29 protein-coding genes are annotated in these 23,720 nt (G+C 70.5%); 17 read left to right on the top strand and 12 right to left on the bottom strand.

Annotated elements, in window-relative coordinates; genetic code table 11:
• Window positions 1-519: 519 nt before the first annotated feature.
• Together AB7E03_RS12545 and AB7E03_RS12540 are read right to left on the bottom strand one after the other, a co-directional pair.
• Window positions 520-1,497, bottom strand: a complete 978-nt coding sequence (locus AB7E03_RS12545) for a carbohydrate ABC transporter permease (protein ID WP_441784107.1) — start codon at window positions 1,495-1,497, stop codon at window positions 520-522.
• Window positions 1,497-2,468 (bottom strand): carbohydrate ABC transporter permease, encoded by a 972-nt coding sequence (locus tag AB7E03_RS12540; RefSeq protein WP_489941730.1) that lies wholly within the window; start codon window positions 2,466-2,468, stop codon window positions 1,497-1,499. Before AB7E03_RS12540 ends, AB7E03_RS12545 begins: the two co-directional genes overlap by 1 nt.
• 526 nt (window positions 2,469-2,994) lie before the next feature.
• Here AB7E03_RS12540 and AB7E03_RS12535 point away from each other — a divergent pair.
• From AB7E03_RS12535 to AB7E03_RS12495, 9 genes are all read left to right on the top strand, one after another.
• A complete protein-coding gene (locus AB7E03_RS12535; protein ID WP_489941729.1) occupies window positions 2,995-4,029 on the top strand; it encodes a LacI family DNA-binding transcriptional regulator in 1,035 nt (344 codons plus the stop codon).
• A 134-nt stretch (window positions 4,030-4,163) separates the two neighbouring features.
• Window positions 4,164-5,201 (top strand): N-acetylglucosamine kinase, encoded by a 1,038-nt coding sequence (locus tag AB7E03_RS12530; protein ID WP_489941728.1) that lies wholly within the window; start codon window positions 4,164-4,166, stop codon window positions 5,199-5,201.
• A complete protein-coding gene (locus AB7E03_RS12525) occupies window positions 5,198-6,475 on the top strand; it encodes a 6-phospho-beta-glucosidase (RefSeq protein WP_489941727.1) in 1,278 nt (425 codons plus the stop codon). Before AB7E03_RS12530 ends, AB7E03_RS12525 begins: the two co-directional genes overlap by 4 nt.
• A complete protein-coding gene (locus AB7E03_RS12520; RefSeq protein WP_489941726.1) occupies window positions 6,472-8,022 on the top strand; it encodes an FAD-dependent oxidoreductase in 1,551 nt (516 codons plus the stop codon). The genes AB7E03_RS12525 and AB7E03_RS12520 overlap by 4 nt, the downstream gene beginning before the upstream one ends.
• 73 nt (window positions 8,023-8,095) lie before the next feature.
• Window positions 8,096-8,410 (top strand): DUF7882 family protein, encoded by a 315-nt coding sequence (locus tag AB7E03_RS12515; protein WP_441784100.1) that lies wholly within the window; start codon window positions 8,096-8,098, stop codon window positions 8,408-8,410.
• Window positions 8,411-8,505: 95 nt separating this feature from the next.
• Window positions 8,506-8,997 (top strand): hypothetical protein, encoded by a 492-nt coding sequence (locus tag AB7E03_RS12510; RefSeq protein ID WP_489941725.1) that lies wholly within the window; start codon window positions 8,506-8,508, stop codon window positions 8,995-8,997.
• On the top strand, window positions 8,978-9,427 hold the full coding sequence (locus AB7E03_RS12505; protein ID WP_489941724.1) for a DUF6098 family protein: 450 nt from the start codon (window positions 8,978-8,980) through the stop codon (window positions 9,425-9,427). The genes AB7E03_RS12510 and AB7E03_RS12505 overlap by 20 nt, the downstream gene beginning before the upstream one ends.
• Complete coding sequence (locus tag AB7E03_RS12500; protein ID WP_489941723.1) at window positions 9,420-10,085, top strand: hypothetical protein; 666 nt, start codon at window positions 9,420-9,422, stop codon at window positions 10,083-10,085. The genes AB7E03_RS12505 and AB7E03_RS12500 overlap by 8 nt, the downstream gene beginning before the upstream one ends.
• A complete protein-coding gene (locus tag AB7E03_RS12495; protein WP_489941722.1) occupies window positions 10,082-11,047 on the top strand; it encodes a glycosyltransferase in 966 nt (321 codons plus the stop codon). Before AB7E03_RS12500 ends, AB7E03_RS12495 begins: the two co-directional genes overlap by 4 nt.
• A gap of 15 nt (window positions 11,048-11,062) precedes the next feature.
• On the opposite strand, the gene AB7E03_RS12490 is transcribed toward AB7E03_RS12495, so the two are convergent.
• The 5 genes from AB7E03_RS12490 to AB7E03_RS12470 form a co-directional block, all read right to left on the bottom strand.
• The gene (locus AB7E03_RS12490) at window positions 11,063-11,959 is read right to left on the bottom strand and encodes a hypothetical protein (RefSeq protein WP_489941721.1); all 897 of its coding nucleotides are present in this window, start codon (window positions 11,957-11,959) and stop codon (window positions 11,063-11,065) included.
• Window positions 11,960-12,059: 100 nt separating this feature from the next.
• Window positions 12,060-12,752 carry a hypothetical protein gene (locus AB7E03_RS12485; RefSeq protein WP_489941720.1) on the bottom strand — a complete coding sequence of 231 codons (693 nt, stop codon included), beginning with the start codon at window positions 12,750-12,752 and terminating at the stop codon, window positions 12,060-12,062.
• Between the two features lie 96 nt (window positions 12,753-12,848).
• Window positions 12,849-14,384, bottom strand: coding sequence for an FAD-dependent oxidoreductase (locus AB7E03_RS12480; RefSeq protein ID WP_489941719.1), 1,536 nt, complete (start codon window positions 14,382-14,384; stop codon window positions 12,849-12,851).
• A gap of 45 nt (window positions 14,385-14,429) precedes the next feature.
• Window positions 14,430-14,711 carry a hypothetical protein gene (locus AB7E03_RS12475; protein ID WP_489941718.1) on the bottom strand — a complete coding sequence of 94 codons (282 nt, stop codon included), beginning with the start codon at window positions 14,709-14,711 and terminating at the stop codon, window positions 14,430-14,432.
• An 82-nt stretch (window positions 14,712-14,793) separates the two neighbouring features.
• Window positions 14,794-15,132 (bottom strand): hypothetical protein, encoded by a 339-nt coding sequence (locus AB7E03_RS12470; protein ID WP_489941717.1) that lies wholly within the window; start codon window positions 15,130-15,132, stop codon window positions 14,794-14,796.
• A gap of 87 nt (window positions 15,133-15,219) precedes the next feature.
• Here AB7E03_RS12470 and AB7E03_RS12465 point away from each other — a divergent pair, with 87 nt between their 5' ends.
• From AB7E03_RS12465 to AB7E03_RS12435, 7 genes are all read left to right on the top strand, one after another.
• Window positions 15,220-15,831, top strand: coding sequence for a flavodoxin family protein (locus AB7E03_RS12465; protein WP_489941716.1), 612 nt, complete (start codon window positions 15,220-15,222; stop codon window positions 15,829-15,831).
• Between the two features lie 101 nt (window positions 15,832-15,932).
• The gene (locus AB7E03_RS12460; RefSeq protein ID WP_489941715.1) at window positions 15,933-16,277 is read left to right on the top strand and encodes a hypothetical protein; all 345 of its coding nucleotides are present in this window, start codon (window positions 15,933-15,935) and stop codon (window positions 16,275-16,277) included.
• 57 nt (window positions 16,278-16,334) lie between these two features.
• Complete coding sequence (locus AB7E03_RS12455; RefSeq protein ID WP_489941714.1) at window positions 16,335-17,036, top strand: GAF and ANTAR domain-containing protein; 702 nt, start codon at window positions 16,335-16,337, stop codon at window positions 17,034-17,036.
• The gene (locus AB7E03_RS12450) at window positions 17,033-17,743 is read left to right on the top strand and encodes a GAF and ANTAR domain-containing protein (RefSeq protein WP_489941713.1); all 711 of its coding nucleotides are present in this window, start codon (window positions 17,033-17,035) and stop codon (window positions 17,741-17,743) included. Before AB7E03_RS12455 ends, AB7E03_RS12450 begins: the two co-directional genes overlap by 4 nt.
• A 26-nt stretch (window positions 17,744-17,769) precedes the next feature.
• Window positions 17,770-18,564 carry a putative protein N(5)-glutamine methyltransferase gene (locus AB7E03_RS12445; protein WP_489941712.1) on the top strand — a complete coding sequence of 265 codons (795 nt, stop codon included), beginning with the start codon at window positions 17,770-17,772 and terminating at the stop codon, window positions 18,562-18,564.
• 62 nt (window positions 18,565-18,626) lie between these two features.
• Window positions 18,627-19,442 (top strand): TspO-related membrane protein, encoded by an 816-nt coding sequence (locus tag AB7E03_RS12440; protein WP_489941711.1) that lies wholly within the window; start codon window positions 18,627-18,629, stop codon window positions 19,440-19,442.
• Window positions 19,443-19,478: 36 nt separating this feature from the next.
• Window positions 19,479-20,402, top strand: coding sequence for an AEC family transporter (locus tag AB7E03_RS12435; RefSeq protein ID WP_489941710.1), 924 nt, complete (start codon window positions 19,479-19,481; stop codon window positions 20,400-20,402).
• A gap of 7 nt (window positions 20,403-20,409) precedes the next feature.
• Here the strand turns inward: AB7E03_RS12435 and AB7E03_RS12430 are convergent, their stop codons facing one another.
• From AB7E03_RS12430 to AB7E03_RS12420, 3 genes are read right to left on the bottom strand one after another with little or no spacing between them, the layout of a single operon-like run.
• On the bottom strand, window positions 20,410-20,925 hold the full coding sequence (locus AB7E03_RS12430) for a tetratricopeptide repeat protein (protein ID WP_489941709.1): 516 nt from the start codon (window positions 20,923-20,925) through the stop codon (window positions 20,410-20,412).
• Between the two features lie 9 nt (window positions 20,926-20,934).
• Window positions 20,935-21,480 carry a TOPRIM nucleotidyl transferase/hydrolase domain-containing protein gene (locus AB7E03_RS12425; RefSeq protein ID WP_489941708.1) on the bottom strand — a complete coding sequence of 182 codons (546 nt, stop codon included), beginning with the start codon at window positions 21,478-21,480 and terminating at the stop codon, window positions 20,935-20,937.
• A gap of 32 nt (window positions 21,481-21,512) precedes the next feature.
• Window positions 21,513-22,388, bottom strand: coding sequence for a serine hydrolase domain-containing protein (locus tag AB7E03_RS12420; RefSeq protein ID WP_489941707.1), 876 nt, complete (start codon window positions 22,386-22,388; stop codon window positions 21,513-21,515).
• A 115-nt stretch (window positions 22,389-22,503) separates the two neighbouring features.
• Here AB7E03_RS12420 and AB7E03_RS12415 point away from each other — a divergent pair, with 115 nt between their 5' ends.
• Entirely contained in the window at window positions 22,504-22,800 is a 297-nt protein-coding gene (locus AB7E03_RS12415; RefSeq protein ID WP_441784080.1) for a hypothetical protein, read from the top strand.
• Between the two features lie 15 nt (window positions 22,801-22,815).
• On the opposite strand, the gene AB7E03_RS12410 is transcribed toward AB7E03_RS12415, so the two are convergent.
• Window positions 22,816-23,349, bottom strand: a complete 534-nt coding sequence (locus AB7E03_RS12410) for a hypothetical protein (protein ID WP_489941706.1) — start codon at window positions 23,347-23,349, stop codon at window positions 22,816-22,818.
• Window positions 23,350-23,389: 40 nt separating this feature from the next.
• Window positions 23,390-23,662 (bottom strand): TetR family transcriptional regulator, encoded by a 273-nt coding sequence (locus AB7E03_RS12405; RefSeq protein ID WP_489941705.1) that lies wholly within the window; start codon window positions 23,660-23,662, stop codon window positions 23,390-23,392.
• Between the last annotated feature and the right edge of the window lie 58 nt (window positions 23,663-23,720).

Below are 23,720 nucleotides of genomic sequence, written 5' to 3'. Positions count from 1 at the left end.
TGCGGCGTCTCAGGGCGGCAGGAACCGTGAGGTGCTCGTAGTGGCGGCGCGGTGCGGCGTGTCGGGCGCACCTGCGAGCACCTCGCCGATGTGGGGTGACGGGCAGCGGGAGCTGCTTCGGAGCACGGCCGCCCGAGTGACACGTAGTCGCTACTCGCGTGCCATTCCAGCATCCACTTACCACTCGCGCTGCTCCGGCCGCTGCGGCGTCTCAGGGCGGCAGGAACCGTGAGGTGCTCGTAGTGGCGGCGCGGTGCGGCGTGTCGGGCGCACCTGCGAGCCCCTCGCCGAAGTGGGCGGGAGCGGGAGGCTCCTTCGGAGCCATCACCGACCGGAGGTAGTTGCGGTCGAGGCAGGCAGGCAGGACGCCGACGACATCTCTGGCGACCAGCGGCGGCCCCGTCGAACCCGGAACGGATGGTCCCCTTCCACCCGGGGCTGATCCGAAATCGTCGCTAGGGGTTAACGCCACCGGGCGCGGTGGACGATGTCCGACCGCGCCCGGTAACGGGTGAGCGCTCAGCCCTTGCGGCCCTGAGTCGCCACGCCTTCGATGAAGTACCGCTGGCCGAATCCGAACAGCAGCAGCATGGGCAGTGTCACGATGAGGGCCGCGACCATGACGTACTGGTAGTCGCCGTGCCCGCCGTTGGTCGGGCTGAAGGTCGTCATCGCGTACGAGATTCCCAGCGGAACGGTGAAGCCCTCGACGCCTCCCGCGTTCAGGTAGATCAGCGCTGCCTGGAGGTTGTTCCAGCTGGCCTGGAACTCGAACAGGAAGATGATGATGAACGACGGGATGCTGAGCGGCATCGCGATCTTGGTGAACAGCTTCCAGTAGCTCGCGCCGTCGAGGCGTGCGGCCTCGAACAGCTCACGCGGCAGCCCCATGAAGAACTGCCGTTGCAGGAAGATGTAGAACGCCGACCCGAACAGGTTCATCCCGAACAGTGGCAACCACGTGCCGATGAGGCCCAGGTTCTTCCAGATCAGGTACTGCGGAACCATGGTCACCGCGCCCGGCAGCATCATCGTCGCTAGCACCAGGCCGAACAACAGCGTCCGCCCCGGGAACTTGAAGTACGCGAACCCGAACGCGACGACCGAGCTCGAGATGGCGACGAGGCCGGCGGCGAGGATCGCGATGAGGACGCTGTTGCCGATCCAGTTGAGCAGGGGCAGCTTGTCCCATACGTCGACGTAGTTCTGCGGCGTGAACGTCTTCGGCCACAGGGAGTTGTCGAAGACCTCCTGCCGGGGCTTCAGGCTCGCGGCCAGCAGCCAGGCGAACGGGTAGAGGAACAGCAGCGCGAAGCCGATGGCGACGATCCAGAGAACCGTCTTGCCGACGATCGTCTTCGGCTTGTACCAGCGGCCGCCGACGGGCTTGTCGCCGCGCCTGTTGGGGGCGCCGCTGCCTTGCAGCTGGGGGGCGTCCAACTCGGAGGCGAGCGGGGCCAGGGCCGCGGCAGCGGTGGACTGGGTCGCGGAGGACATCACTTGTCTCCTTCGTAGTAGACGAGGCGGTTGCTGACCTTCACCTGGATGAGCGTGATCAGCAGGATGATCACGAACAGCAGCCAGGCCATGGCCGCGGCGAAGCCGAAGTTGAACTGGCGGAAGGCCTGCTGGAAGAGGTACACGCCGTAGAACAAGGATGAGTCGGGCGAGGCGTTCGTCTGATCTCGCCAGAACAGCAGATACGCCTGGTCGAAGACTTGCAGCGCGGCGATGGTGAGCACGACCACGTTGAAGAAGATGGCCGGCGAGATCATCGGGATGGTGATCGTGATGAACTTGCGGATCGGACCGGCCCCGTCGAGCGACGCCACCTCGTAGAGGTCCTGCGGCACGTTCTTGAGTGCCGCGAGGAAGATGACCATCGTGCCGCTGACGCCCCACAGGGTCATCAGGACGATGGACGGCTTCACCCAGTTCGGGTCGATCAGCCACTGCGGGCCTTCGATGCCGAAGATCGCGAGGAACCGGTTGATCGCTCCCGTGTTGCCGTTGAGCAGCAGCAGGAAGATGGATGCGGTCGCCACGGCCGGCGTCATCTTCGGCAGGTAGTAGATGGTGCGGAAGGCCCCAGCTCCGCGTCCCACCCAGTTGAGCAGGAGGGCGAGGAGGAGCGCGAAGATGATTTCCAGCGGCACGGCCATGACCGCGTAGAAGAGCGTGTTCCCGAGCGACAGTGCGACCTTGGGGTCGTTGAAGAGCTCGGCGTAGTTGTCGAATCCAGCAGGGCTCGCGGTGTTCGTCGCCAGGTTGTAGTTGCTGAACGAAATGAAGAGGCTGTACAGCATGGCGCCGAGCGTGAACACCAGGAAGCCGATGATCCACGGGCTGATGAAGAGGTAGCCCGCGATCGCCTCGCGCCTGTTGTACTTGGTCCCGCGCTTCTTCTTGGCGGGCTTGCGGTCGCCCGTTCGGGTTGTGCTGCCTGACGTGTCAGTGAGGACGGCCATCACCGGCCCCCTTTCGCGTCATCGAGCTCGGTGATCCTCATCGCCACCCTTTCGATCCGTCCCCCGCCTCGTCGGCGCGGTGTGGCATCGTTACCACATAGCAGCGACTATAAGTCCTTCCGAGCGTGCCTTGCAACCGGAGCCCAGGCCTTTCCCGGGCGGGGACCGGCCTCGACGCGGATGCGACCCGTCTCGGCTATGTGGGCGGTGCCGACGGGGGAACTGCCTGTGTGAGGCGAACGGTACACCCGCATCCCGGCACCGTCACCCGGTCGCTCGGCGCACTCGCCGTCGTACCGCACCCTCCTCACCCCTCCTCCGCACCCCCACGACGGTGAGGTGCTCGTAGTTGTGCGTTCGGGCGGCGTGTCGGGCGCAACTACGTGCCCCTCGTCGTTCAACGGGGAGGGAGGGGTGGAGGGAGGGAGGGAGGGAGGAGGGAGGGGGCTGGCGCCGGGCGCGGGCGGTGAGCATTAGGGTGGGATCGCCGGGCGTCAGGCCGTCCGGCGCCCGTGGGAAGGGTGCGATGATCGAGAACGACGCCGATGGGGCACCGCGTCGTGCCACGCTGAAGGATGTCGCGCTGGCGGCCGGCGTGTCGCAGTCGACGACGTCGCGCGCGCTCAGCGGTGAGGGGTATGTCGCCGCGGGAGTCCGCGAGCGCGTCCTCGCCGCAGCCGAATCCCTCGGCTACGTGCCCCACGCCATGGCCCGCAGTCTGCGCAAGCAGGACAGTCGCACGATCGGGGTGCTCGTCTCCGACCTGCGCAACGCCTTCTACGCCGACCTGGCTGCCGGTATCGCCGCCCGGGCCCGCCGCGAGGGCTACACGATGATGCTGGTCGATGACCAGGGGTCGACCGAGGCCGAGATGGATGCGGCGCGGGCGTTCGTCGCGACGCGGGTCGCCGGCGTGATCGTCACTCCGCTCTCGGGCGACGTCTCCAACTACCTGATGCGCCAGCACATCCCCGTCATCGAGGCCGACAGGCAGTTCTCGGCGGGCCGCACCGACGGCGTGATCGTCGACAATGCGGGCGTCGCGAAGCGGATGACGGACCACCTGATCGACCTCGGCCACCGCCGGATCGCCCTGTTCATCGACGAGACGACCTGGACCACCGGTGGCGAGCGAGCCGCCGGCTACCGCAACTCGCTCGAGGGATCGGGGATCCCGGCCGACCCGTCCCTGGTGATCTCGACCGGGTGGGATGCTGACGGCGCCCGCAAGTCGGCGATCGACATTCTGGCCCGCCGCGACCACCCCACCGCGATCTTCGCGGCGAACAACCTGCTCGCCGAGGGCGTGTGGCGGGCGACGAACGACTTAGGCCTCCGCATCCCGGAGGATCTGAGCGTCGTGTCGTTCGACGACTCCGAGTGGATGAGCATGGTGAGCCCCGGAATCACCGCCGTGGCGCAGGATGCGGTGTCGCTCGGCGAGACGGCGCTCGGCCGCCTGCTCGGCCGCCTGGCGAACCCGGCCGCCGAGCCGCAGACCGTCGTGTTGGAGGCCCAGGTGCTGCCCCGGGGGTCCACGGCGGCGCCCCGCGCGCTCTAGTCGCGGAAGTCGCGCGCGTCGCGCGCACGCGCACGTCCGCGAGTCGCGAGGTCTCGTCCCGACTCGACGCGCAATCCCGCAACGACTCACGCTTCGGCACGCGGGAGTGGAAACGATCCCATAAGTGCGGCAGGATGGGGCCCGTCGAAAGGACGGACGTCATCACGCACACGCACATCACCTCGGCTCCCGGGCTGGTCGTCGCGCTCGACGGCGGCAACTCCAAGACGGAGATCGTCGTGCTCACCGACGGCCCCGGCGGCCTGAAGGAGCAGGTGCGCGCGATCGGAGCGGGCAGCGGGGCAGGGCCCCACGCGGTCGGGGCGGCGGTGGCAACCCTCCTGCAGGAGCACGGCATCGACGCGACGCGGGTACGCCGGGTCTCCGCTGCTGTCGCCGGACTCGACTTCCCCGGTGACGAGGAGGGACACACTGCCGCGCTTGCGACCCTCTTCCCGGCCGCGGCGATCACCGTCGTCGGCGACGCGATCGCCGTTCTCGAGGCAGGCGGCGGGGCGGGGGATGCGCTGGCGATCGTCTGCGGCGCCGGACTGAACGCGGTCGCCCGCGGCCCTCGCGGGCTGGCGACGGTGCCGGCCCTCGGCTGGGCGAGCGGCGACTGGGGCGGCGGCGACGAACTCGGCCGCGAGGCGGTGCGTGCGGCGGCGCGGGCCGAGGACGGTCGCGGTCCGGCCACAGCCCTCCTCGGCCTCGTCCTCGCCGAGACGGGGATGACGGACACCGTTGAGCTGGCACGCGCGATCCGCGACGGGAGAGTGCCGACGCGCCAGGTGGGCGCCCTGGCAACCACGGTCGCGGGGGCGGCCGCCCGGGGCGATGAGGTCGCAGCAGAGCTGATCGGCCGTGTGGCGCGCGAGGCCGTGCTGCTGGCCGACGTGGTCGCGGGACGCGCCTGGGCGGACGGAGTCGTCCCGCCCCACACCCCCGCAACACTGGCGGGCGGGCTGTTCGCCGACGACGGGTTCCGCACGGCGGTCTCCGACGGTCTGCGCGACCGCGGCTTCGATCCGCGCCCGCTGGAGTTCCGTCCCGTGGACGGGCTGGTGCGCGCCCTTCGCGACCGCGCCGCTACCGGGACTGCTTCTGCACCGGTATCTACGCCCGCCGGGCGCATCCTGAACCCCCATCCTCGAAGAAAGGACCCGCGATGAAGGTCACGGTCATCGGCGCCGGCTCCACCTACACGCCCGAGCTCGTCTCTGGCCTGTGGAACGAGCGCGAGCGTCTCACGGTCGACGAGCTGTGGCTCATGGACATCGACGGGCCGCGCCTCGAGATCGTCGGCGGCATGGTGCGGCGGATGCTCGCCCGGCAAGGGGCCGACGTCTCGGTCACGCTGACCACCGACCGCACCGCCGCGATCGAGGGGGCGGATGCCGTCCTCATCCAGCTGCGCGTCGGGGGCCAGAGCGCGCGCCTGCAGGACGAACTGTTCCCGCTGGCGTGCGGCTGCGTCGGTCAGGAGACGACCGGCGCAGGAGGGCTCGCGAAGGCGCTGCGTACGGTTCCCGTCGTGCTGGACATCGCCCGCGAGGCGCGGGAGCGGGCGAATCCGGACGCCTGGATCGTCGACTTCACAAATCCGGTCGGCATCAACACGCGCGCCCTGCTCGACGACGGCCACAAGGCCATCGGACTCTGCAACTTCGCGATCGGCGTGCAGCGCTGGATCGCGCGCGAGCAGAGCGTCGAGCCTCACCGTGTGGAGGTCGATCCGGTGGGGCTCAACCACCTCTCGTGGGTCCGGCACATCCGGGTCGACGGCGTGGATGTGCTCCCGGCGATGATCGAGGAGCGCTCCGACGAGCTCGGGCGCCGTGGTGGCGTGCCGGGCGAGCTCATCCGCGATCTCGGCGTTCTGCCCTCCTACTACCTGAAGTACTACTACGCGCACGACGCAACGGTCGCCGAAATGAACGCGGGAACGCCGCGCGCGACCGTCGTCGCAGACGTCGAACGAGAACTGCTCGCGCTGTACGCGGACCCGTCCGTCGACACGAAGCCGCCCCAGCTGGAGGCGCGCGGCGGCGCGTTCTACAGCGAGGCGGCCACCGCGCTCCTCGCCTCGCTGGTCGCAGGGACGGGCGACACGCACGTCGTGAACGTCCGCAACAACGGCCTGATCGCGGGGCTGGCCGACGACGACGTGGTCGAGACGCTCTGCCGTGTGGATGCGTCCGGCGCCACTCCCTTGCGGCAGGCGCCGGTGGCGCCGGAACTGCTGGGGCTGATCCAGCACGTCAGCTCGTACGAGCGGCTTGCCGCGCGTGCCGCGGTCACCGGTGACCGGCGGCTGGTGCGGATGGCGCTGCTCGCGCATCCACTCGTCGGCCAGTGGGACCTGGTGACGGCGCTGGAGAGGGGCCTGTTCGAGACCGGCGGCGACCTGCTGCCGCAGTTCGCGGCGGGAACGGCGCGAGCATGAGCCGCTCCGCCGAAGTCGTCGTCTACGGCGCGACGTCGGCGGGCGTCGCTGCAGCTGTCGCCGCGGCCGAGGCCGGCGTTCGCACTCTGCTGGTGGAGCCGGGAGGGCACTTGGGTGGGATGACGTCGGGCGGCCTCGGGTACACCGACGTGGGCGACGTGCGGGCCTTGGGCGGCGCGGCGGCTCGGCTGCGCGCCGACATCGCCGAGCACTACGGCACCGCTCCCGGCCACTATGCGGGACCTGAGCCGCACGTCGCCGAGGGCATCTTCCGGCGCTGGCTGGAGCGGGCCGGGGTGGACGTGCTGTTCCGGGAGCGCCTGACCGGCGTCGAGACGGTCGAGGGTCGCGACGGCCGGGAGCTGCGCGCGATCACCGTCACGAGCGGCGAGCGGATCGAGGCGGGCGTGTTCATCGATGCGGGTTACGAAGGCGATCTGCTCGCCGAGGCCGGCGTCCCGTACCGGGTCGGGCGCGAGGATCGCAGTCTGTACGGCGAACGGTTCGCCGGGCGGCAGGAACTGGTCCCGGGGATGCACAACATGCCGCCGTGGGTGTCGCCGTTCGCCGGCGACCCGACCGGCCGCACCGAGGGGCGCATCCTGCCTCAGCTGCACAACCGGCCGCTCGCAGCACTGGGCGAGGGCGACGGCGGCGTCATGTCGTACGGGTTCCGGGTGTGCCTGACGACCGCGCCCGATCGCATCCCGTTCGACCGGCCGGACGACTACGACGAGGAGTACTGGGAGCTGGGTCGCCGGCTCTTCGCGCGGGACCGGCATGAGGGAGTCGAACGGACGGCCGGGCGCATGCTGGGCCTGGAGCCGAACCTGCCGGGCGGGATGGCGGACGGCAACTCGCTCGGTCCCGTGTCGCTGAGCGTGCTCGACGGGTCGGCGTGGGAGTACCCGGATGCGTCGCCCGAGCGCCGCGAGGAGCTGCGCCGGCATCACATCGCGCACACCCGCGGGTTCCTGTACTTCCTGTCGCACGACCCCGGGGTGCCGTCGGCGATCCGCCGGGAGCTGTCCCGCTGGGGGCTGCCGCGCGAGGAGTTCGCCGACACCGGGCACCTTCCGCACCAGCTGTACGTGCGGGAGGCGCGGCGGATGGTCGGCGAGCGCGTGCTGACCGAGCACGACCTCCTCGCGGGCGCCATCCCGGCCGACACGGTGGCGCTCGGTTCGTACCACATCGACATCCGCGAGGTGCAGCGGATCTGGCGCTGGGTGTACGAGCACCCCGAGCCGATCGGCACCGTCTTCACCGAGGGGTACCTCTCGGTGCCCGTGCCTCTGTACGGCATCCCCTACTCGGCGCTGCTCCCGCGGCGTCAGGATGCGGGCAATCTGCTGGTGCCGGTGTGCCTGTCGGCCTCCGCGGTGGCTTTCGCGTCCATCCGGATGGAGCCGCAGTACATGATGCTCGGGCAGGCGGCCGGTGTTGCGGCGGCGCTCGCCGTGGACTCAGGCCAGGCGTTGCACGACCTCGATCGCGAGGTGCTCACGGGGCGTCTGCGCGACTCCGGACAGGCGATCGGACGATAACCACGGTCTGGTACCGGTGTCAATCCCCCTGACACGACAGGAATCCGGTGCCTCGTTAGGGCACTATGAGGGCATGGGAAAACTCGTCTACGGAGCGGGGCAGGAGTACGACCTCGATGACCGCGTGCTCAGTCACGTCAAGCTCGCCATCGTCGCCAAGCTCCGACGGCACGAGAGTTTCCTCCTCAACTGGGATGTGCCCGTCGAGCAGGGGTCCGGCCGCGTCTCGCTCTGGATCAGCCGCGAGGTCCCGCTCGCGTTCCAGTTCAGCGGAAGCCGCCCGCCCGCGATCAACCCGCAGTGGCTCGAAGCCCTGATGCACACCTCTCAGCGCACCGGCGGGATGGTCATCATGCCCGAGGACGACGTCGCACGGCACCTGCCGTAAGCAACCACCGGGCAACCTCCGGGCCGCACCCAGCACGATCCGGGCACATCGTCAATCCCGTGTTTTCGAGTCGCACCCGACTTAGCTTTGGTTGTATGGGCGATATGACCGCGACGGCGGTGCTGATGATGCTGCCGCGCCGTGCCCGGACCCCGGTCGGCGTGCTGGTGGATGGGCCGGTCCCGTCGTCGCTCCGGCTGGACGCGTTCGGCGGACGCGACCTCTTCGTGCGTATGCGCCGTGGTCCCGGAGTGCACGGGCTCAGCGAGCCGTACCGCGAGCAGCCGCGCGACGACTACCCGGCCGAGTCCGAGCCGGCCATCATCGTGAACTCCGACCGGTACGTCCAGGCGCGGTTCGCGTGCTCGGCGTCCGTCTTCGGAGCGAACGACGTCGTCGTACTGGTGCCCCTCGACGACGAGGGCGAAGCGCCGGCGCACATCCGCATCCCGATCCCCTCGCTCGACCGGCCGTCCTGGCACGAGTTCGAGCTCGTCTCGCGCACCCGCATGGAGTGCCGCTATCGCGTCGCGGGGCTGCGCGACGCCGTCCCGACCGGAGGTTCTCGTGCTGTATCAGCTGTCTGAGGTCGAACGCCTTCTCGACGACGAGCCCGGACTGTACGTCCGCTTCTCGGCGGGCTTCGCGGCCGACCTCGAGTCCGGATCCGTCGACGCCGAGAGTGGTCTGCCGCTTCCTGGTCTCGCAGCGCATCCCCTCGACCCCGAGGAGTGGTGGACGCTGCCCAGCCGCGAGTGGGTCGCCCGCCAGCTGACCCGTCTCCCGGCCCCGCGGCATGCCCCGAAGGACGGAGTGCGTCCTGAGCGCTTCGCGTGGCTGCTGCGCGGTCGCCCGGCCGGTCACGGTCCGGAGGGCGAGGTGCTGGTCACCGACATCGAGGTGGTCGGCCGGTTGGCCGAGTGCCTGATCGAGCAGGCCGACCGGGTGTGGGGTGAGCGTTTCGACGCCGAACTGGGGCGGCGCGAGGCGGAGTTGGTGTCGGTTGCGCATGCCTGAGGTCTCGTCCGCCGAGGCCGCGCACGCCGACGTCACGCGTGTGGAGGCGACCGCGATCCTGCAGCTCATCTCGGACAGCCCGTCCGGCGGGACGGCGATCCTGTTGCGCACGCCGGAGGCCCCGCCGTTCGTCGTGATGGGGGACGACTCCGAAGAGGGGTTCTCGCGGCTCCGCCGCGGCGCGATCGCGTACGGCGTTCCCGAGCTGTACCAGGTGCTTCCGCGCGACATGCTCCGCGCCGGCCACATCCTGCACGTCCGCGAGGACCACCGGCCCGCGCATGTCGACAAGGCCGGTTCGGTGTTCGGTCCGGCCCCGGAGAAGTTGTGGGTTCCGCTGGCCGACGACGGCCGGCCTTTCGAGAGGGTGTGCGTGCCGCTCCCGTCGCTGGAGCGCCCGGCATTCGTGGAGTTCGTTCTGGAGCACGACGGGGATGTGCTGGAGTACCGGCTCGACGGCGAGGCCCGCATGGGCGACGGTTACATCTGCTCGTACTGCGGCAAGCTGTGTCCGCAGAAGGAGCCGCACACCGCCGCGCACGGCGTCGCGGGCCACACGCACGCCGGCGTCTCCGCCGGGCAGGACCAGGACGGGCCGGCTCCGGAGACCGGCCCCCTCGAGGTCCGGGGTCACCCCGGCCCCGGGGCTCACCTGTGAGCCGCGCTCTGCGGCTGCTCGTCTGGCAGGTCCACGGCGGCTGGATGGATGCGTTCGTCCGCGGGCGTCACACCTACCTGCTGCCGGTGGATGCGGCGGGCGAGGGCGGTGTCGGGGCCCGCGACTGGCCGGCGAACGTGGTCGATGTTCCGGAGGCGGAGCTGTCGTCCACCCCGTTCGATGCCGTGGTCTTGCAGCGGCTGGAGGAGTTCGACCTGGTCGAGCGGCTCACCGGCCGCAAGCCCGGGGTGGACGTGCCGGTGGTGTTCGTCGAGCACAACACTCCGCAGGAGGGTGTGCCGAACTCGCGGCATCCACTCGCCGACCGTGACGACCTGATCATCGCCCACGTCACGCACTTCAATGCTCTCTACTGGGACACAGGATCCACCCGGACGACGGTCATCGAGCACGGGGTCGTCGACTACGGCACCTTCTTCACCGGCGAGCTGCCGAGGGCGGCGGCGGTGATCAACGAGCCGGTGCGGCGCTGGCGGGTGACCGGATCCGACCTGCTCGGAGGGTTCGCCGCGGTGGCGCCCGTGGACGTGTTCGGGATGCAGGTGGACGGGCTGGCGCAGGCGCTCGGCGTCGGTGCGGACCGCGTCGTCGCGGCGGGTGATATCGAGGCGCCGCGGCTGTTCTCGGAGGTGGGGCGGAGGCGCGTCTACGTGCATCCGAACCGCTGGACGTCGCTGGGGCTGTCGCTGCTGGAGTCGATGACGGCCGGGGTCCCTGTGGTGGCGCTGGATGCGACGGATGCCCGCCGCGCGGTGGTGCCGGGCGTCGGCGCGATCTCCACGGATGTGACGGAGCTGCACGACGCCGTCCGCGCGTTCGTCGACGACCCGGGCCGCGGGGCGGTGGCGGGCGAGCGGGCGCGCGAGTGGGCGCTGGAGCGGTTCGGCCTGGGCCGCTACCAGGCCGACTGGGATGCGCTCCTGGAGCGCTGGGTGGGCTGACCCGGCCCCTGAGCGTCAGTCTTCGCGAGCGTCGCGGAGGGCCCTCTCAGCCTCGCGGACGGCCCGCTGCGCGTCCGAGAGGCGGCTCCGCAGGTCCCGCTCGGTGCCCCGGGTCTCGGTGAGCTCGTCGGCGACGCGTTGCAGCCTCCGCTGCAGCGACTCTCGCTCGGCCTGGAGGTCGCCGCGCCGGTCGACCATCTCATCCAGCTCGTCATCGAGGGCGTCGGCGTCGTGCCGGGCGCGTTCGACGGCCTTTTCGGCGGCGCGGATGCGTCGCTGGCGCTCACGGCGCTCGCTCGGCGACTCCTCCGCCTCGGCGGGCTCCTCGGCCTCCTCGGGCTCCTCGCCCTCTTCGGCCTCCGGCGACGAGCCGTCCTCGTCACCGCCGGCGACCGGCTCGGCCGCCTTCCGCCGTCGGGCTTTCGGCGCGGGGAAGTCCTCGATCTCGACCGGCAGGGCGACCGCATCCGACACGTCGACCTGTTCGAGGCCCGTCGACTCCAGGGCCCGCACCAGCATCCCGCTGCGCACCGCGGCCGCAGCGGCGGGGTCGATCACCGCCGCCTGCAGCGTCTCCTCGACCTCGCGCTGCACCGCCGGGCTCAAGTCGAGGCCCTCGGTGGTGCGCTGGAGAATTCGTTGGCGTTCCTGCGTGAGCGAGCGGATCTCGGCGCGGTCGCGCGCGGCGAAGGCGTCGCGCATCCGTGAGCCGATGTCCAGCACGTCGCCGATGAGGTCCGGGTGCTCGCGCACCAGCGCGTTGATGGCGGCGGCGGATGCCGACGGCTTCCGGAGCGTCTTGATCTGCTTGGCGGTGGACCGGTCGGCCGACGCCGCAGCGGCGTTGCGCCGGGCGATGAAGTCGTCGGATGCTCCGGCGTACAGCTCGCCGGCCACATCCCGCAGGTCCATGCGGCGAGTGTACGCGCAGAACGCCGCCGCGGCCGGGCGGGTGCCCGGGACGCGGCGGCGTTCGAGGTGTCGGCGGCCGCTCAGCGGCCGATCCGGTGCGTCAGGTGCGCGGGACCTTGGTGGCCTTCACTGCGGAGAAGTACTCGTTGGACGGACGCAGCCACATCAGGACCAGCGCCACGACGGTGGCGACGAACTGGATGAAGCCGACGCCGTAGCCGGCGAGGACATTGAAGAGCGACAGAGCCGTGAGGACCGTGAGGATGATGCGCGCCCAGTTGGCGCCGCGGCGCATGAAGAAGGCGAACAGCACGAACGTCACCGCCCAGAAGATCAGCGTGACGATCGCCCACACCGTGGCGCCGGCGATGACCGCATCCACCACGCTCTGCGCGTTCTGGCCGTTCGTCTGGTTCGAGTCCTGGACGCTGCGCAGGAACTGGTCGCGCTGGCCGCCGATCGTGGCGACCGTGATGATGCCGCTGATGACGCTGAGCACAGCGCCGGCGACGTACAGCCAGAAGGCGATGTTGACGGTCCGCGGCGGCGCGGTGGGCGCGGCGACCGGCCCTCCGGCGGCGTTCCCGTACGAAGCCGGGTAGGCGGCGGGCGGGGGCGGGGGAGCGGCCGGGAAGCCCTGGCTTTCAGCTGGGGGCGTCGGTGCGGCTGGGGGCGTCGGTGCGGCAGGAGGCGTCGGCTCGGCTGCGGACGTCGGCTCGGCTGCGGGCGGCGGGGTCGTCGGCTCGCCGGACCCGGCGGGGCGCGGCGTGCTCTCGTCGTCAGGAATCGTCATGCGGCGACCCTACTCCCGCGCGGAAGCGCCTGACTAGGGGCGCGCGGGCGATGGCGAGAGCCGCAAAGAACCGTCCCGATCCGCGAGGCCCAGCGGTCAGGCGGTGGTCTCCTCCGACTGGACGGCCGGCGCGGGGGCCGGTGCGGGGGACAGCGGCTGGGTGGCCGGGCCTTCCAACACGGTGCCGTCGGGTGCGAACCGGGATCCGTGCAGCGGGCAGTCCCACGACAGTTCGGCGTCGTTCCAGCGCACCACGCCGCCGAGGTGGCTGCAGACGGCGGTCAGCGCGCACGTGGTCCCGTCGACGGTGGAGACGGCGACGGGGGTGCGGCCCCGGCGACCGACCGTTCCGGTCCCTTCGGCGACGGGGGCCTCGCCGAGCTCGGGAGCCGTCTGGGCCGCCGCCCAGTCGGTGACGGCTGCCTTGCCGACGCCCGCGTTGATCGCGACGCCCGACGCGATGTCGACCGGGCGGGTGACCCGGTGGTGCATCACGCGCGCCCATTCGAGCGTCTCGCCGGTGAGGTCGGCGGTGAGGCTGAGCGCCGAGGCGACGGCGTTGGTCATGCCCCATTTGTCGTAGCCGGTCGCCAGGTAGACCCGCCCGCGGCCGCGTGGCAGCCAGCCGACGAAGGGGATGCGGTTGGCCGAACGGTAGTCCTGCGCGGCCCACCAGTGGGTGCGTTCGGCGCCCGGGAAGGTCCGCTCCGCCCAAGCGGTGAGGTCGGCGAGCTTCTCGGCGGGTGAGTCGGCTCGCCCGGCCGGGTGGCCGTTCCCGCCGACGAGCAGCAGGGTGCTGCCGTCTGCGGCCGTCGCTGTGCGCAGAGAGCGCGTCGGGGAGTCCGCCGAGATGTACATACCCTGCGGCACCTCCCCCGGCACGCGGAAAGCGGTCACGTACGACCGGGTCGGCTCGACCTTCGCGAAGTACAGGCCGCGGTCGAGGATGGGCGTGCCCGTCGCGATGACGACCTGATCGGCCCGGGCGGTGCCGGAGGTGCTGGTCACCACGGCCGGCTTGGCCGCCGACACATCGGTGACGCGTTCCCCCTCGACGATCCGTCCGCCGAGCCGGCGGAACTCAGCGGCGAGGGCGGCGAGCACCTTCAGAGGGTGGACCTGCGCCTGGCCGGCGAGGGTCAGCGCGCCCTCCACGCCGAAGGGCAGCTCGGTGGTCCGCTCCTCGGTCGCGGCGAGGCCGGCGATGCGCGCGGCGGCGAGTTCCGCATCCAGCTTGTCCAGTCCGTCGAGCGTCGTGGCGTAGGTGACGGCGTCCCGCACCTCGTAGGGAACGCGCTGCTCCTCCAGGAAATCGAGCAGCCAGCCCTGCCCAGCGGTGTTGCCGTCGACGTAGGCGCACAGGGTCGCCTCGGAGGCGTGGCGGCGAATGGAGGAGAACGTCGTGCCCTGAAGCAGGCTGACTTTTCCGGTCGTGTTGCCGGTTGTGACGGCTCCGACGGTACGCGCCTCGAGCACGAGCACGTGCATCCCCGAGCGAGCCAGCATGAGTGCGGTCGCGAGACCGGTCAGGCCCGCTCCGACGACGATCGTGTCGTAGTGGCCGTCCCACTCGAAGGAGTCGGTGGGGATGGGAGGGGCGGTCTCGAGCCAGAGGGACGTCGACGTCGGCATGTGACGAGCATCCCCCGTCACGCTGCTGTGTGGAAGCGGTTGACTTCAGGCCAGTGAATCGAAGTCGAACCAGAAGGCGTCGTCGTCGTCTTCGCCGGAGGCGGATCCGTTGGCCACCGGGTCGCGAGGGATGGTGGCCGTCTCGATGCGAACGCGGGTCTGCGCGGTGACGAAGATCTCGCTGGGCGGGCGGCTGGACTGCGAGATCGCGACGAAATCGCCGTCGCTTCGACTCGCCTCGACGACCCGGGCTTTCAGCTCCTCGACCGGGGCGCGGTCGACGAAGGTGAATCTCAGGTCGTCGATGTAGACGTGAAACACCTGCATTACCTCTCCCCGGTCGTCAGTTTCCTGCCCGATAGTACGCGGCGATGAGGGTTGCGCCAGTCCGGTCCGATTCCCGGCGTCGTCACATGAGATCGAAGTCGGCATCGGGAAGCTCGTCCGTCCCGTGCTCGACGTAGGTGGCGCGTTGCGGCCCGAGTGCCGCGATCTTGTGCTCGAACTCGGCGACGAAACGCTCGTCGTGGAGTTCGGCGCCGCCGTACTCCTCGTGCTCGGCGAGCATCTGGCTGGACGGCCCGAGCAGCAGAAGGACATCGTCCTTTCCGCCGCCTTCGGTCACGGCCGGCGCGCGCACCTCCGCCGCATCATTGTTGTGCGCCAGTGCGGCGGCGAAGCGCACGAGGACATCGGCGATGTCGTCTCCGGTGAGGAGCGAACCGCTCGCATAGTGGATGCGCTTCATCACCCATCCATACGATCAGGTCGTCCGCAGGTCAAGCTTCGTGCGGCAGACCTTGCGCTTCACGGGTGCCGCGCGTTCACTCACGGCATGACCGATGACACGCGCCCTCTGACCGCAATCGCCCTCGTCTGCACCCTGAAGCCCTCCCCGGGGGAGTCGAGCAGCCAGCTCCTCGCCCGGCAGGTGCTCGATGAGCTTGCGACGCACGATGTGACGGGCACGGCCGTGCGCCTGGCGGACTACGACATCAAGCCCGGTGTGCAGGTCGACGAGGGCGACGGCGACCAGTGGCCGCACATCCGCGAGCAGATCCTGGCCTCCGACATCCTGCTGATCGTCACGCCGACCTGGATGGGGCACCTCTCGTCGATCGCGCAGCGGGCTCTCGAGCGACTGGATGCGGAGCTGTCCGAGACCGACGACGCCGGACGCCCGCTCGTCGAGGGCAAGGTCGCGATCGTGGGAGTCGTCGGCAACGAGGACGGCGCACACGGCATCATCGCGGACATCTTCCAGGCGCTCAACGACGTCGGCTTCAGCATCCCGTCGCAGGGCTCGACCTACTGGAACGGCGAGGCGATGGGGTCGGTGGACTACAAGGACCTGGACGAGACCCCCGAGGCGGTCGAGAGCACCAACGCGACCGTCGCGAAGAACGCCGCCCACCTCGCCCGGCTGCTCGCCGACCGTCCGTACTGAGGTCTCGTCGGGGTTGATTCCGGAGCGATTGCTCCTAGTCTTGGGAGAGTCATTGGAGCGCCCCGGACCCTGGCGCCTCTGTCGTGAGAAGAGGCGTGGAGATGAAGTCCATACGTACCCGGGTGGGTACCTTCCTGACCGGCTCGGAGATCGCCGACGCGGTGCTGCATCTGTCGGCGGCGTCCGCCAACGTTCAGCGCCAGGAGACCGTGGACATCCCGGTGGTCCTGGATCGTCGCATCCATCGTGCCCGTTTCATGGTCGGCTGGATGACGGACGTGTGCGTCCTCACCTCGGCGGAGGATGCGGACGAGCTGGAGGAGCCGGCCTCGGTCATCGCTCTCCTCGACCGTGCCGCCATGGTCGGGGTCCGCAAGGCGCGTCCGTTCACCGCGGAAGAGATGGGTTCCCTTCCGGACCTCGACCCGGACATCGACCTCGATTGAGGTGTCGGTGAGCCCAGGGCCGCCACGCCACCGGCAAGCGGTCTTACAGTAGACACTGTGGGCGCACAGGAGGATGAGGTGACCGGGGGCGACCGCCAGGAGCTGGCGCGCTCCTTCCTCCGTGCCCTGCCCGTGGCCGGCACCGCGGTGTCGACGATCGGCGATCTGCTCGGCACCGAGACGGTCGCGGCGAGCGACGCGACCGCGGCCCGCCTCGACGAAATGCAGTTCGACCTCGGTGAAGGACCGTGCTGGGATGCGGTGAGATTGCGTCGTCCGGTGCTCCATCCCGATCTGCGTACGGTCAACGCCGCGCTGTGGCCGGCTTTCTCGCACGCGGTCCTCGCCGAGGACGTCCGTGCGCTGTTCGCGTTCCCGCTGCTGGTCGGACCGCTGCAGGTCGGTGCCGTGGATCTGTATTCGCGCCGGCCGATGACGCTGAACAGCGACCAGACCCGGCGCGCCTCCGAGCTCGCCGATGTGACGGCCCGGCAGGTGCTGCAGCGTGCGCTGGCTTCGATGGCCACCGAGCCGGGGGACGACGTAGCGCCTGACGACAATCCGTATTCGCGGAAGATCGTGCACCAGGCGACGGGGATGGTGCTGGCGCAGCTGAGGATCAGCGCCGACGATGCGCGGTTGGTCATCCAGGCGCACGCGTTCGCGAACAACCGGTCGATGATGGAGGTCGCCCAGGACATCCTGGATCGCCGCATCGACCTCTCCGACCCGGACATCTCATCGGGGAGCCGGTCATGACGGCGACGCGGGAACAGCAGCTGGTGAGGGCGTTCGCCGTACTGGCCGACACGATGGTGGACGACTACGACGTCGTCGACCTGCTCCAGACACTGGTCGACACGTGCAACGAACTGCTCGGGACCACAGCCTCCGGTGTCCTGCTGGCCGATGACAACGACGAGCTGGATGTGATCGCCTCCACCAGCGAGGCGAGCCGGCTGGTCGAGGTGATGCAGCTGAGCGCCTCCGCTGGGCCGTGCATCGAGAGCTTCCAGACGGGGAGGGTCGTCTCCGTTCCTGACATCAGCCGAGCGCCGGACGAGTGGTCGAAGTTCCGGGCGAAGGCGCTCGACGTCGGCTTCAACGCGGTGGACGCCGTCCCGATGCGGTTGCGGGATCACACCATCGGCACCTTGAACCTGCTGCGTGCGGAGACGGGCGACCTCCCGGAGGACGACCTCATCGCGGCCCGGGCCTTCGCGGATGTCGCGACCATCGGGATCCTGCACGAGCGCACGCTGGCCGAGAGCAGCCGCGTACGGCAGCAGTTGCAGACCGCGCTCGACAGTCGCGTGCTCATCGAGCAGGCGAAGGGCGTGGTCGCGTACACGCGCCGCATCTCTGTGGAGGAGGCGTTCACGGTCATCCGCGAGTACGCGCGCTCCCATCAGGCCCGACTGTCCGTGGTGGCGCAGGCGATCATCGAGCGGACGCTGGAGCTCTGAGCTCTCCTCGCCGCTAGCATTGCGGCGTGCCCGAAGCCCCCGCCGTTGCTGCCGTCGTCGCGCGCCTCCGTGCTGCGGGATGCGTCTTCGCCGAAGACGAGGCGCGCCTGCTGATCGAGGCGGCCGGTTCTCCGGCAGAGCTGGAAGAGCTGGTGTCCCGGCGGGTGGCCGGCGAGCCGCTGGAGCCGCTGCTCGGCTGGGTCGAGTTCGGCGGCCTGCGGCTCCGCGTGGAGTCGGGGGTGTTCGTCCCCCGCAGGCGAACGGAGCTGCTCGCCCGGCGGGCGGCCGCGCTCGCGGCGGACCGCATCCGCACCCACGGCCGCGCGGTCGTCGTCGACCTCTGCTGCGGCGTCGGGGCGATCGGCGCTGTCGTGGCTTCGCTTGCCCCCGGTGCTGATGTGTACGCGGCCGACCTGGACCCGGCGGCCATCCGCTGCGCCCGGCTCAACCTGCCCGCCGGCCGCGTCTTCGAGGGGGACCTCTTCTCGGCGTTGCCCTCCGAACTGGGTCGTCGCGTCGACGTCCTCGCCGTGAACGCACCATACGTGCCGACCGAGGCGATCGCACTGATGCCGCCGGAGGCCCGCGACCACGAGCCGGCCCTTGCGCTGGATGGAGGAGCGGACGGGCTCGACTTCCACCGCCGCATCGCCGCCGAGGCGACGGACTGGCTCGCCCCGGGCGGATCGCTGCTCATCGAGGCCGGCGCTGAGCAGGCAGACGTGTCGGCCGCCCTCTTCGTCGCGGAGGGCCTGGCGGCGCACGTCGAGTCGGACGACGAACTCGGGTCGACCGTCGTGATCGCCGTCTCCCCGCCCTAGGCGCCGGGGCGGCGGCCGCGCATCCCTTCCGGGGCGGGCGTCTCGGGACTACGGTGCAGGGCATGAGCACGCTCGCCGCCGCGCGGCCCATGCCGGTCGACCGCGTCCGCCAGTCCCTCGTCATCGCCGGCACGGTGGTGGCACTGGTGGGAGCCGTGGTCGGGTCCGGCTTCGCAGGTGGGACGCCCATCCCGGAGGTCGCCGGCGGAGCATTGAGTGCGGATGCGACGCTGCTGGCACCGGCCGGCCCCGCCTTCGCGATCTGGTCGGTGATCTACGCCGGCCTCGTCGCCTACGCGATCTGGCAGGCGCTTCCGTCGCAGGCCGCCCGCGAGCGCCAGCGCCGGGTGGGGTTCTGGGTACTCGCGTCGCTGCTGCTGAATGCCGCGTGGATTCTGTCCGTGCAGGCCGGGCAGCTCGCGCTCTCGGTCGTCGCCATCCTCGCGCTGCTGGTGGTGCTGGTCGTGGCGTTCGTCATTCTCCGCCGGAATCCCGGTGACTCGACGGCCGACGGCATCCTGCTCGACGGGGTCATCGGCCTCTACCTGGGCTGGGTGATGGTGGCGAGCGTCGCGAACGTGACTTCGCTGCTCCAGGTCGCCGGATTCCACGGTTTCGGGGCCAGCCCGCACGCCTGGGCGATCGGGATGCTGGCTGCCTTCACCGTGATCGGGTGCGCACTCGCCGTCTGGGACGGTGGCCGGTTCGCTCCCGTTGTCGCGTCGGCGTGGGGGCTGGCGTGGATCGGCGTCTCACGGCTGACCGGATCCCTGCCCTCGGCTCCGGTCGCGATCACGGCCTTCGCCGGAGCGGCGCTGATCCTGCTCGTCGCGCTCGCCGTCCGTGTCGCCCGGCCGACGGGCGGCCGCCGCCGCTGATCGCGACGACCCCCGGACCTCCCGTACGCTGGAGGAGTGGGCGGTGTGCTGACCGGGTTCGGGATCATCGCCTTCGTCATCCTCGTCGGCTACCTGGCAGGACGATTGCGGATCGGCGGCCCGACCGCACCGTTCGTGCTCAACCGGATCGCGTTCTTCGTGACCAACCCGGCACTGCTCTTCGTGACGCTCGCGCGCGCCGACCTGCACGTCGTCTTCTCGACCCAGCTGCTGGTGGCGGCGATCGCCGCGGTCGTGTCGGCCGGGCTCTTCGTCGCTCTGTCGCGCGCCTTCTTCCGGGCGAAGGCTCCGGAGACCACCATCGGGGCCCTGGGCGCCGGCTATGTCAACGCGAACAACATCGGGCTCCCGGTGGCGGTGTACGTGCTCGGCAGCGCGTCGTTCGTGGCACCTGTCCTGCTGCTCCAGTTGATCGTGTTCGCGCCGATCGCGCTCACGGTGCTCGACTCCACCAGCCGCGGGTCGGTGTCGGTCCGGTCGATCCTGACCCAGCCGGTGCGCAACCCGATGATCATCGCCTCACTGCTCGGCATCCTGGTCGACGTGAGCGGCGTGAAGCTGCCGGATGCGGTGTTCAAGCCGTTCGAACTGCTCGGCGGAGCCGCCGTTCCGCTCGTCCTTCTGGCCTTCGGGATGTCGCTCGTCGGCTCACGCCCGCTGCAGGCGGGGGCGGGACGCGCGCAGATCATCGTCGCGGTCGCCCTCAAATCCGCGGTGATGCCGCTCGTCGCTTTCGCCGCCGGGCGTTACCTCTTCGGTCTGGAGGGGCAGTCGCTGTTCGCCGCGGTCGCTCTCGCCGCCCTGCCGACGGCGCAGAACGTCTACAACTTCGCCGCACGCTACGAGCGCGGCGTCGCGGTGGCGCGCGACGTCGTGCTGCTCACCACGATCTTCGCTGTGCCGGCGCTGCTGCTGATCGCCGCGCTGCTGGCCCCGTGACGCCCGCTCAGCGTCCGGAGTCGAGCGAGCGCAGGTAGTCGGCGTTGCCGCGCACGGCCGCCTCGTAGCGCAGCAGGTCGGGTGTGCGGATGCGGTCGGCGGCCAGCTCCATCAGCTCCGCGACCGCCCGGTCGCTGCGACCCGCGGCGTGCAGCGACAGCGCGTGCCAGACGCGAATGGACTCCGACTCCGGAAAGAGATCTCGCGCGCGGTCGAGCGCCGCAAGCGACTCGTCGAAGCGGTCGAGATTGCGCAGGGTGCTGCCGTACTGCAGCAGGCAGCGTCGCAGGGTGTCGCCCGCCAGCCCCGCCCCGAGCGCGCGCTCGTAGTATCCCGCCGCCGTCTCTTCCTCACCGGCAGTGTCGTAGGCGCCCCCGACCTCGTAGAGCACGTGCGGGTCGGTGGGATGCGCCTCCAGCACCGCGAGCAGCGCCGCGATGGTGGGTGCCATGTCGCCGCGGTCGCGGGCGTCGAACAGCTCCTTCAGGCGTGCGAGCAGGGCGGGATCGGTCGTGACGGACATCCCGCCACCCTAGACCGGCGACGGCTGCGACAGGACGACACCGCGCAGGGGTGCCGGTAGTTCATCGGCGGCGAGCGCCGCGGTGAGGACGGCGCCGTAGTGCTCCTTCCGGCCGGAGGTCGTGCCGAGGAACCGGTGGAGCTGCGCCTCCACGGGCCGCGCGCGCTGCGCAGGCTGCTGCTGGAACATCCGAAACAGCCGGAGGTCGCCCTCCGCCTCGAGCACCGCCTCGGCCCTGCCGATGCCGAGAGCGCGGAGAAGCTCGGCCTCCAGATCGGGGCGGCAGAGGTAGATGTCCGGCGAAGCAAGCCCTGCCCGCTCGAAGAAGCGCACCTCGCCCGCATCGCACAGCCCGCGAAGCCGGAGTCCCGCCCCGGCGGGCCCGAGCTCCGCGGCGAAGCGGCGGACGCTCATCGCGCCGCCCATCGGCACCACGGAGACGCCTCCCGACGCGAGGTCCATGCCGAGCAGCCGCGCGGCCTCCAGCACCGCGGCGCGGTCGCTGGCACCCTCGACCAGGATCACCGACGTGGTGCTCGTGCGCTCTGTCGTCACGGGGACATTGTGCTCCCGGCGTGAGGGCTCGGTCAGCCGAGGACTGCCTCGTGAGCCGCCTCCAGCAGGCGGCCTGTGCGGAACTCCTCGTGGGCCGTGACGGTGAGGACGGCGCCGTGGGCGTCGTCCACCACCACGTACTGGCCGTAGCGCCCATCGAATCGCCACAGGCCCGACGGGCCCTCCCACGTGCCGATGCCGTAGTGCGCAGACGTCGCGGCCTCGCCGGTCTCGCGCCAGTCCGTATGCATACCGTCGATCCAGGCGGCGCTGACGATGCGCGAGCCGTGCCACTCACCGCGGTCGCGCAGCACCCTGCCGATGCGCGCCAACTCCTCCGTGCGCAGCAGGAGCCCGCTCCCGGCGACGATCCAGCCCAGCGGGCACCGCATCCACTGCGGGTTGTCGATTCCAAGCGGCTCGAAGAGGCGCGGGATGAGCCAGTCGCGCACATCGCCGACGGCAGCGCCGAGCATCCGCATGGCGACGTAGGTGCTCGCGTCCGAGTAGAGGAAGTGCTCCCCCGGCCCGCGAGTGGGGTGGCGCAGCATCTCCTGAGCGAGGTCAGGGCCCGGCACCGGCTGGTCGCCGAACCAGACGAACGGGATACCGCTCGACATGGTGAGCAGGTGGCGGAGGGTCACCCGCTCCACCCCCTCCCCGAGCTCGAACTGCGGGAGGGCCTCGGCGACGGAGGTCTCGAGCGAGAGGAGGCCCTCGTCCACGGCGATGCCCGCGGCCAGCGCGCTCACGCCTTTCGAAACGGAGTACAGGTTGACGCGGTCGTCGCTGCGCCAACGGTGCTGAGCCTCCTCGTCGGCAACGAGCGCATGGGCGCCGTAGACGGCCAAGCCCTCTTGATCGACGGTGCGGACGAAACGGGCGAGGAGAGCTTCGGCGGCGGTCATGTCCCTATTCTGGCGAGCTGCCGCACGCGAGGCACCCTCATCCTCGCTGTTCGGGGCCCTCGTCGCGCGCGTTCGGCCCTGTCGCGTTCGGCCGCTCGCGCGTACCGTGCAGGCCATGAAGATCATCACCTTTGCCGCAGGAGTCGCCGTCGGTTTCATCATCGGGTCGCGCGCAGGCCGTGGGGCCTACGAGGACATGCGCCGCAAGTGGCGCGGGTTCGCGGAGTCCGACACCATCCAGAACGTGAAGGGCGACGTGAAGGACTTCGCCGGGCGTGCCGCATCCGATGTCGGGGGCAAGGTCAGTGAGACCGTCAGCAAGGTGACCGATAAGGCGTCGGCCAAGATCGACGAGGTCACCGGCAAGGGCGGGAACGACTCCGGCCCGGCCTCCCCCGCTCCCGCAGTCTGACTCGATTTCCTGAATTCAGGCGCCCACGGGCGGGTGGGCCAGGAGGTCCACCCGCTCGGCCAGGTAGCCGCTGAAGTCACGCGCTCCGGCGTCACCGGCTGTCGGACTCCAGCGCACCAGCGCCTCGCCGTCACGCAGGAACAGCGGGCCGCGCGCCTCCCGCAGGGCCGCTGCCTCCAGAGGGATGGTCGGGGCGTCGAAGTTCACCGTCTCGCCGTCCCGGAACCGGCCTCGCTGGGCCGCGGCCCGGAGCGAGCGGCGTTCCTCCGCAGACTGCGATTGGTAATGCGGCCGCCCGGGCGGGGTCGCACGGACCAGCGTGCCGGTCGCCCGGAGTTCGCCCTCCGCATCGAGCAGGAAGACGCCGAGGCGCCACACGCTGCCGATCCGGCGCAGCTTGGGCTCGCGGTGGATCACCAGCGTCCGGTGGGCCGGGACGAACTCTGCAAGGGCTTCCTGCCGCGCGTCGGCGACCGAGAGGGCGGCGACGGCGGCACCGATGGCGGCGTGGATGCGTGCGATCGCGCCCTCGTCCGTGCCGGCATCCACGCGAGAAGCTTACGACCGCGGTCCTGCGCCCCGGCTGCGGTTACGGCGCCGTACGGATCGAGAACGAGTTGTCGTCGGTGACCAGCAGGAGCTCGACGCCCGCCTCATGGCGCAGCACGACGAGCGCGGAAGCGTCGGTGGCCGCCACCCGCTCGACCTGGTTCAGGAAGATGCGCGCCATCTCGTCGGTGACCCGGAAATCACGCCCCAAGGCATGGACGATGTAGCCCGTCCGGAGCGCCGGGTGATGACCCAGCTCCGTCTCCTCTGCGAAGTCGTCGACAGCGACGCGGAAGTCGGGGGTCATGGTCATGCGCGGCTCCTTCTTTAGCATCACAGACGGTAGTCGCAGAATTCCGCAGATCCAGGGG

It is taken from the genome of Leifsonia sp. RCC_180, assembly GCF_058138205.1.
Note: the sequence above shows the minus strand (reverse complement) of the source record. Positions and strands in the feature narration are given on the sequence as shown.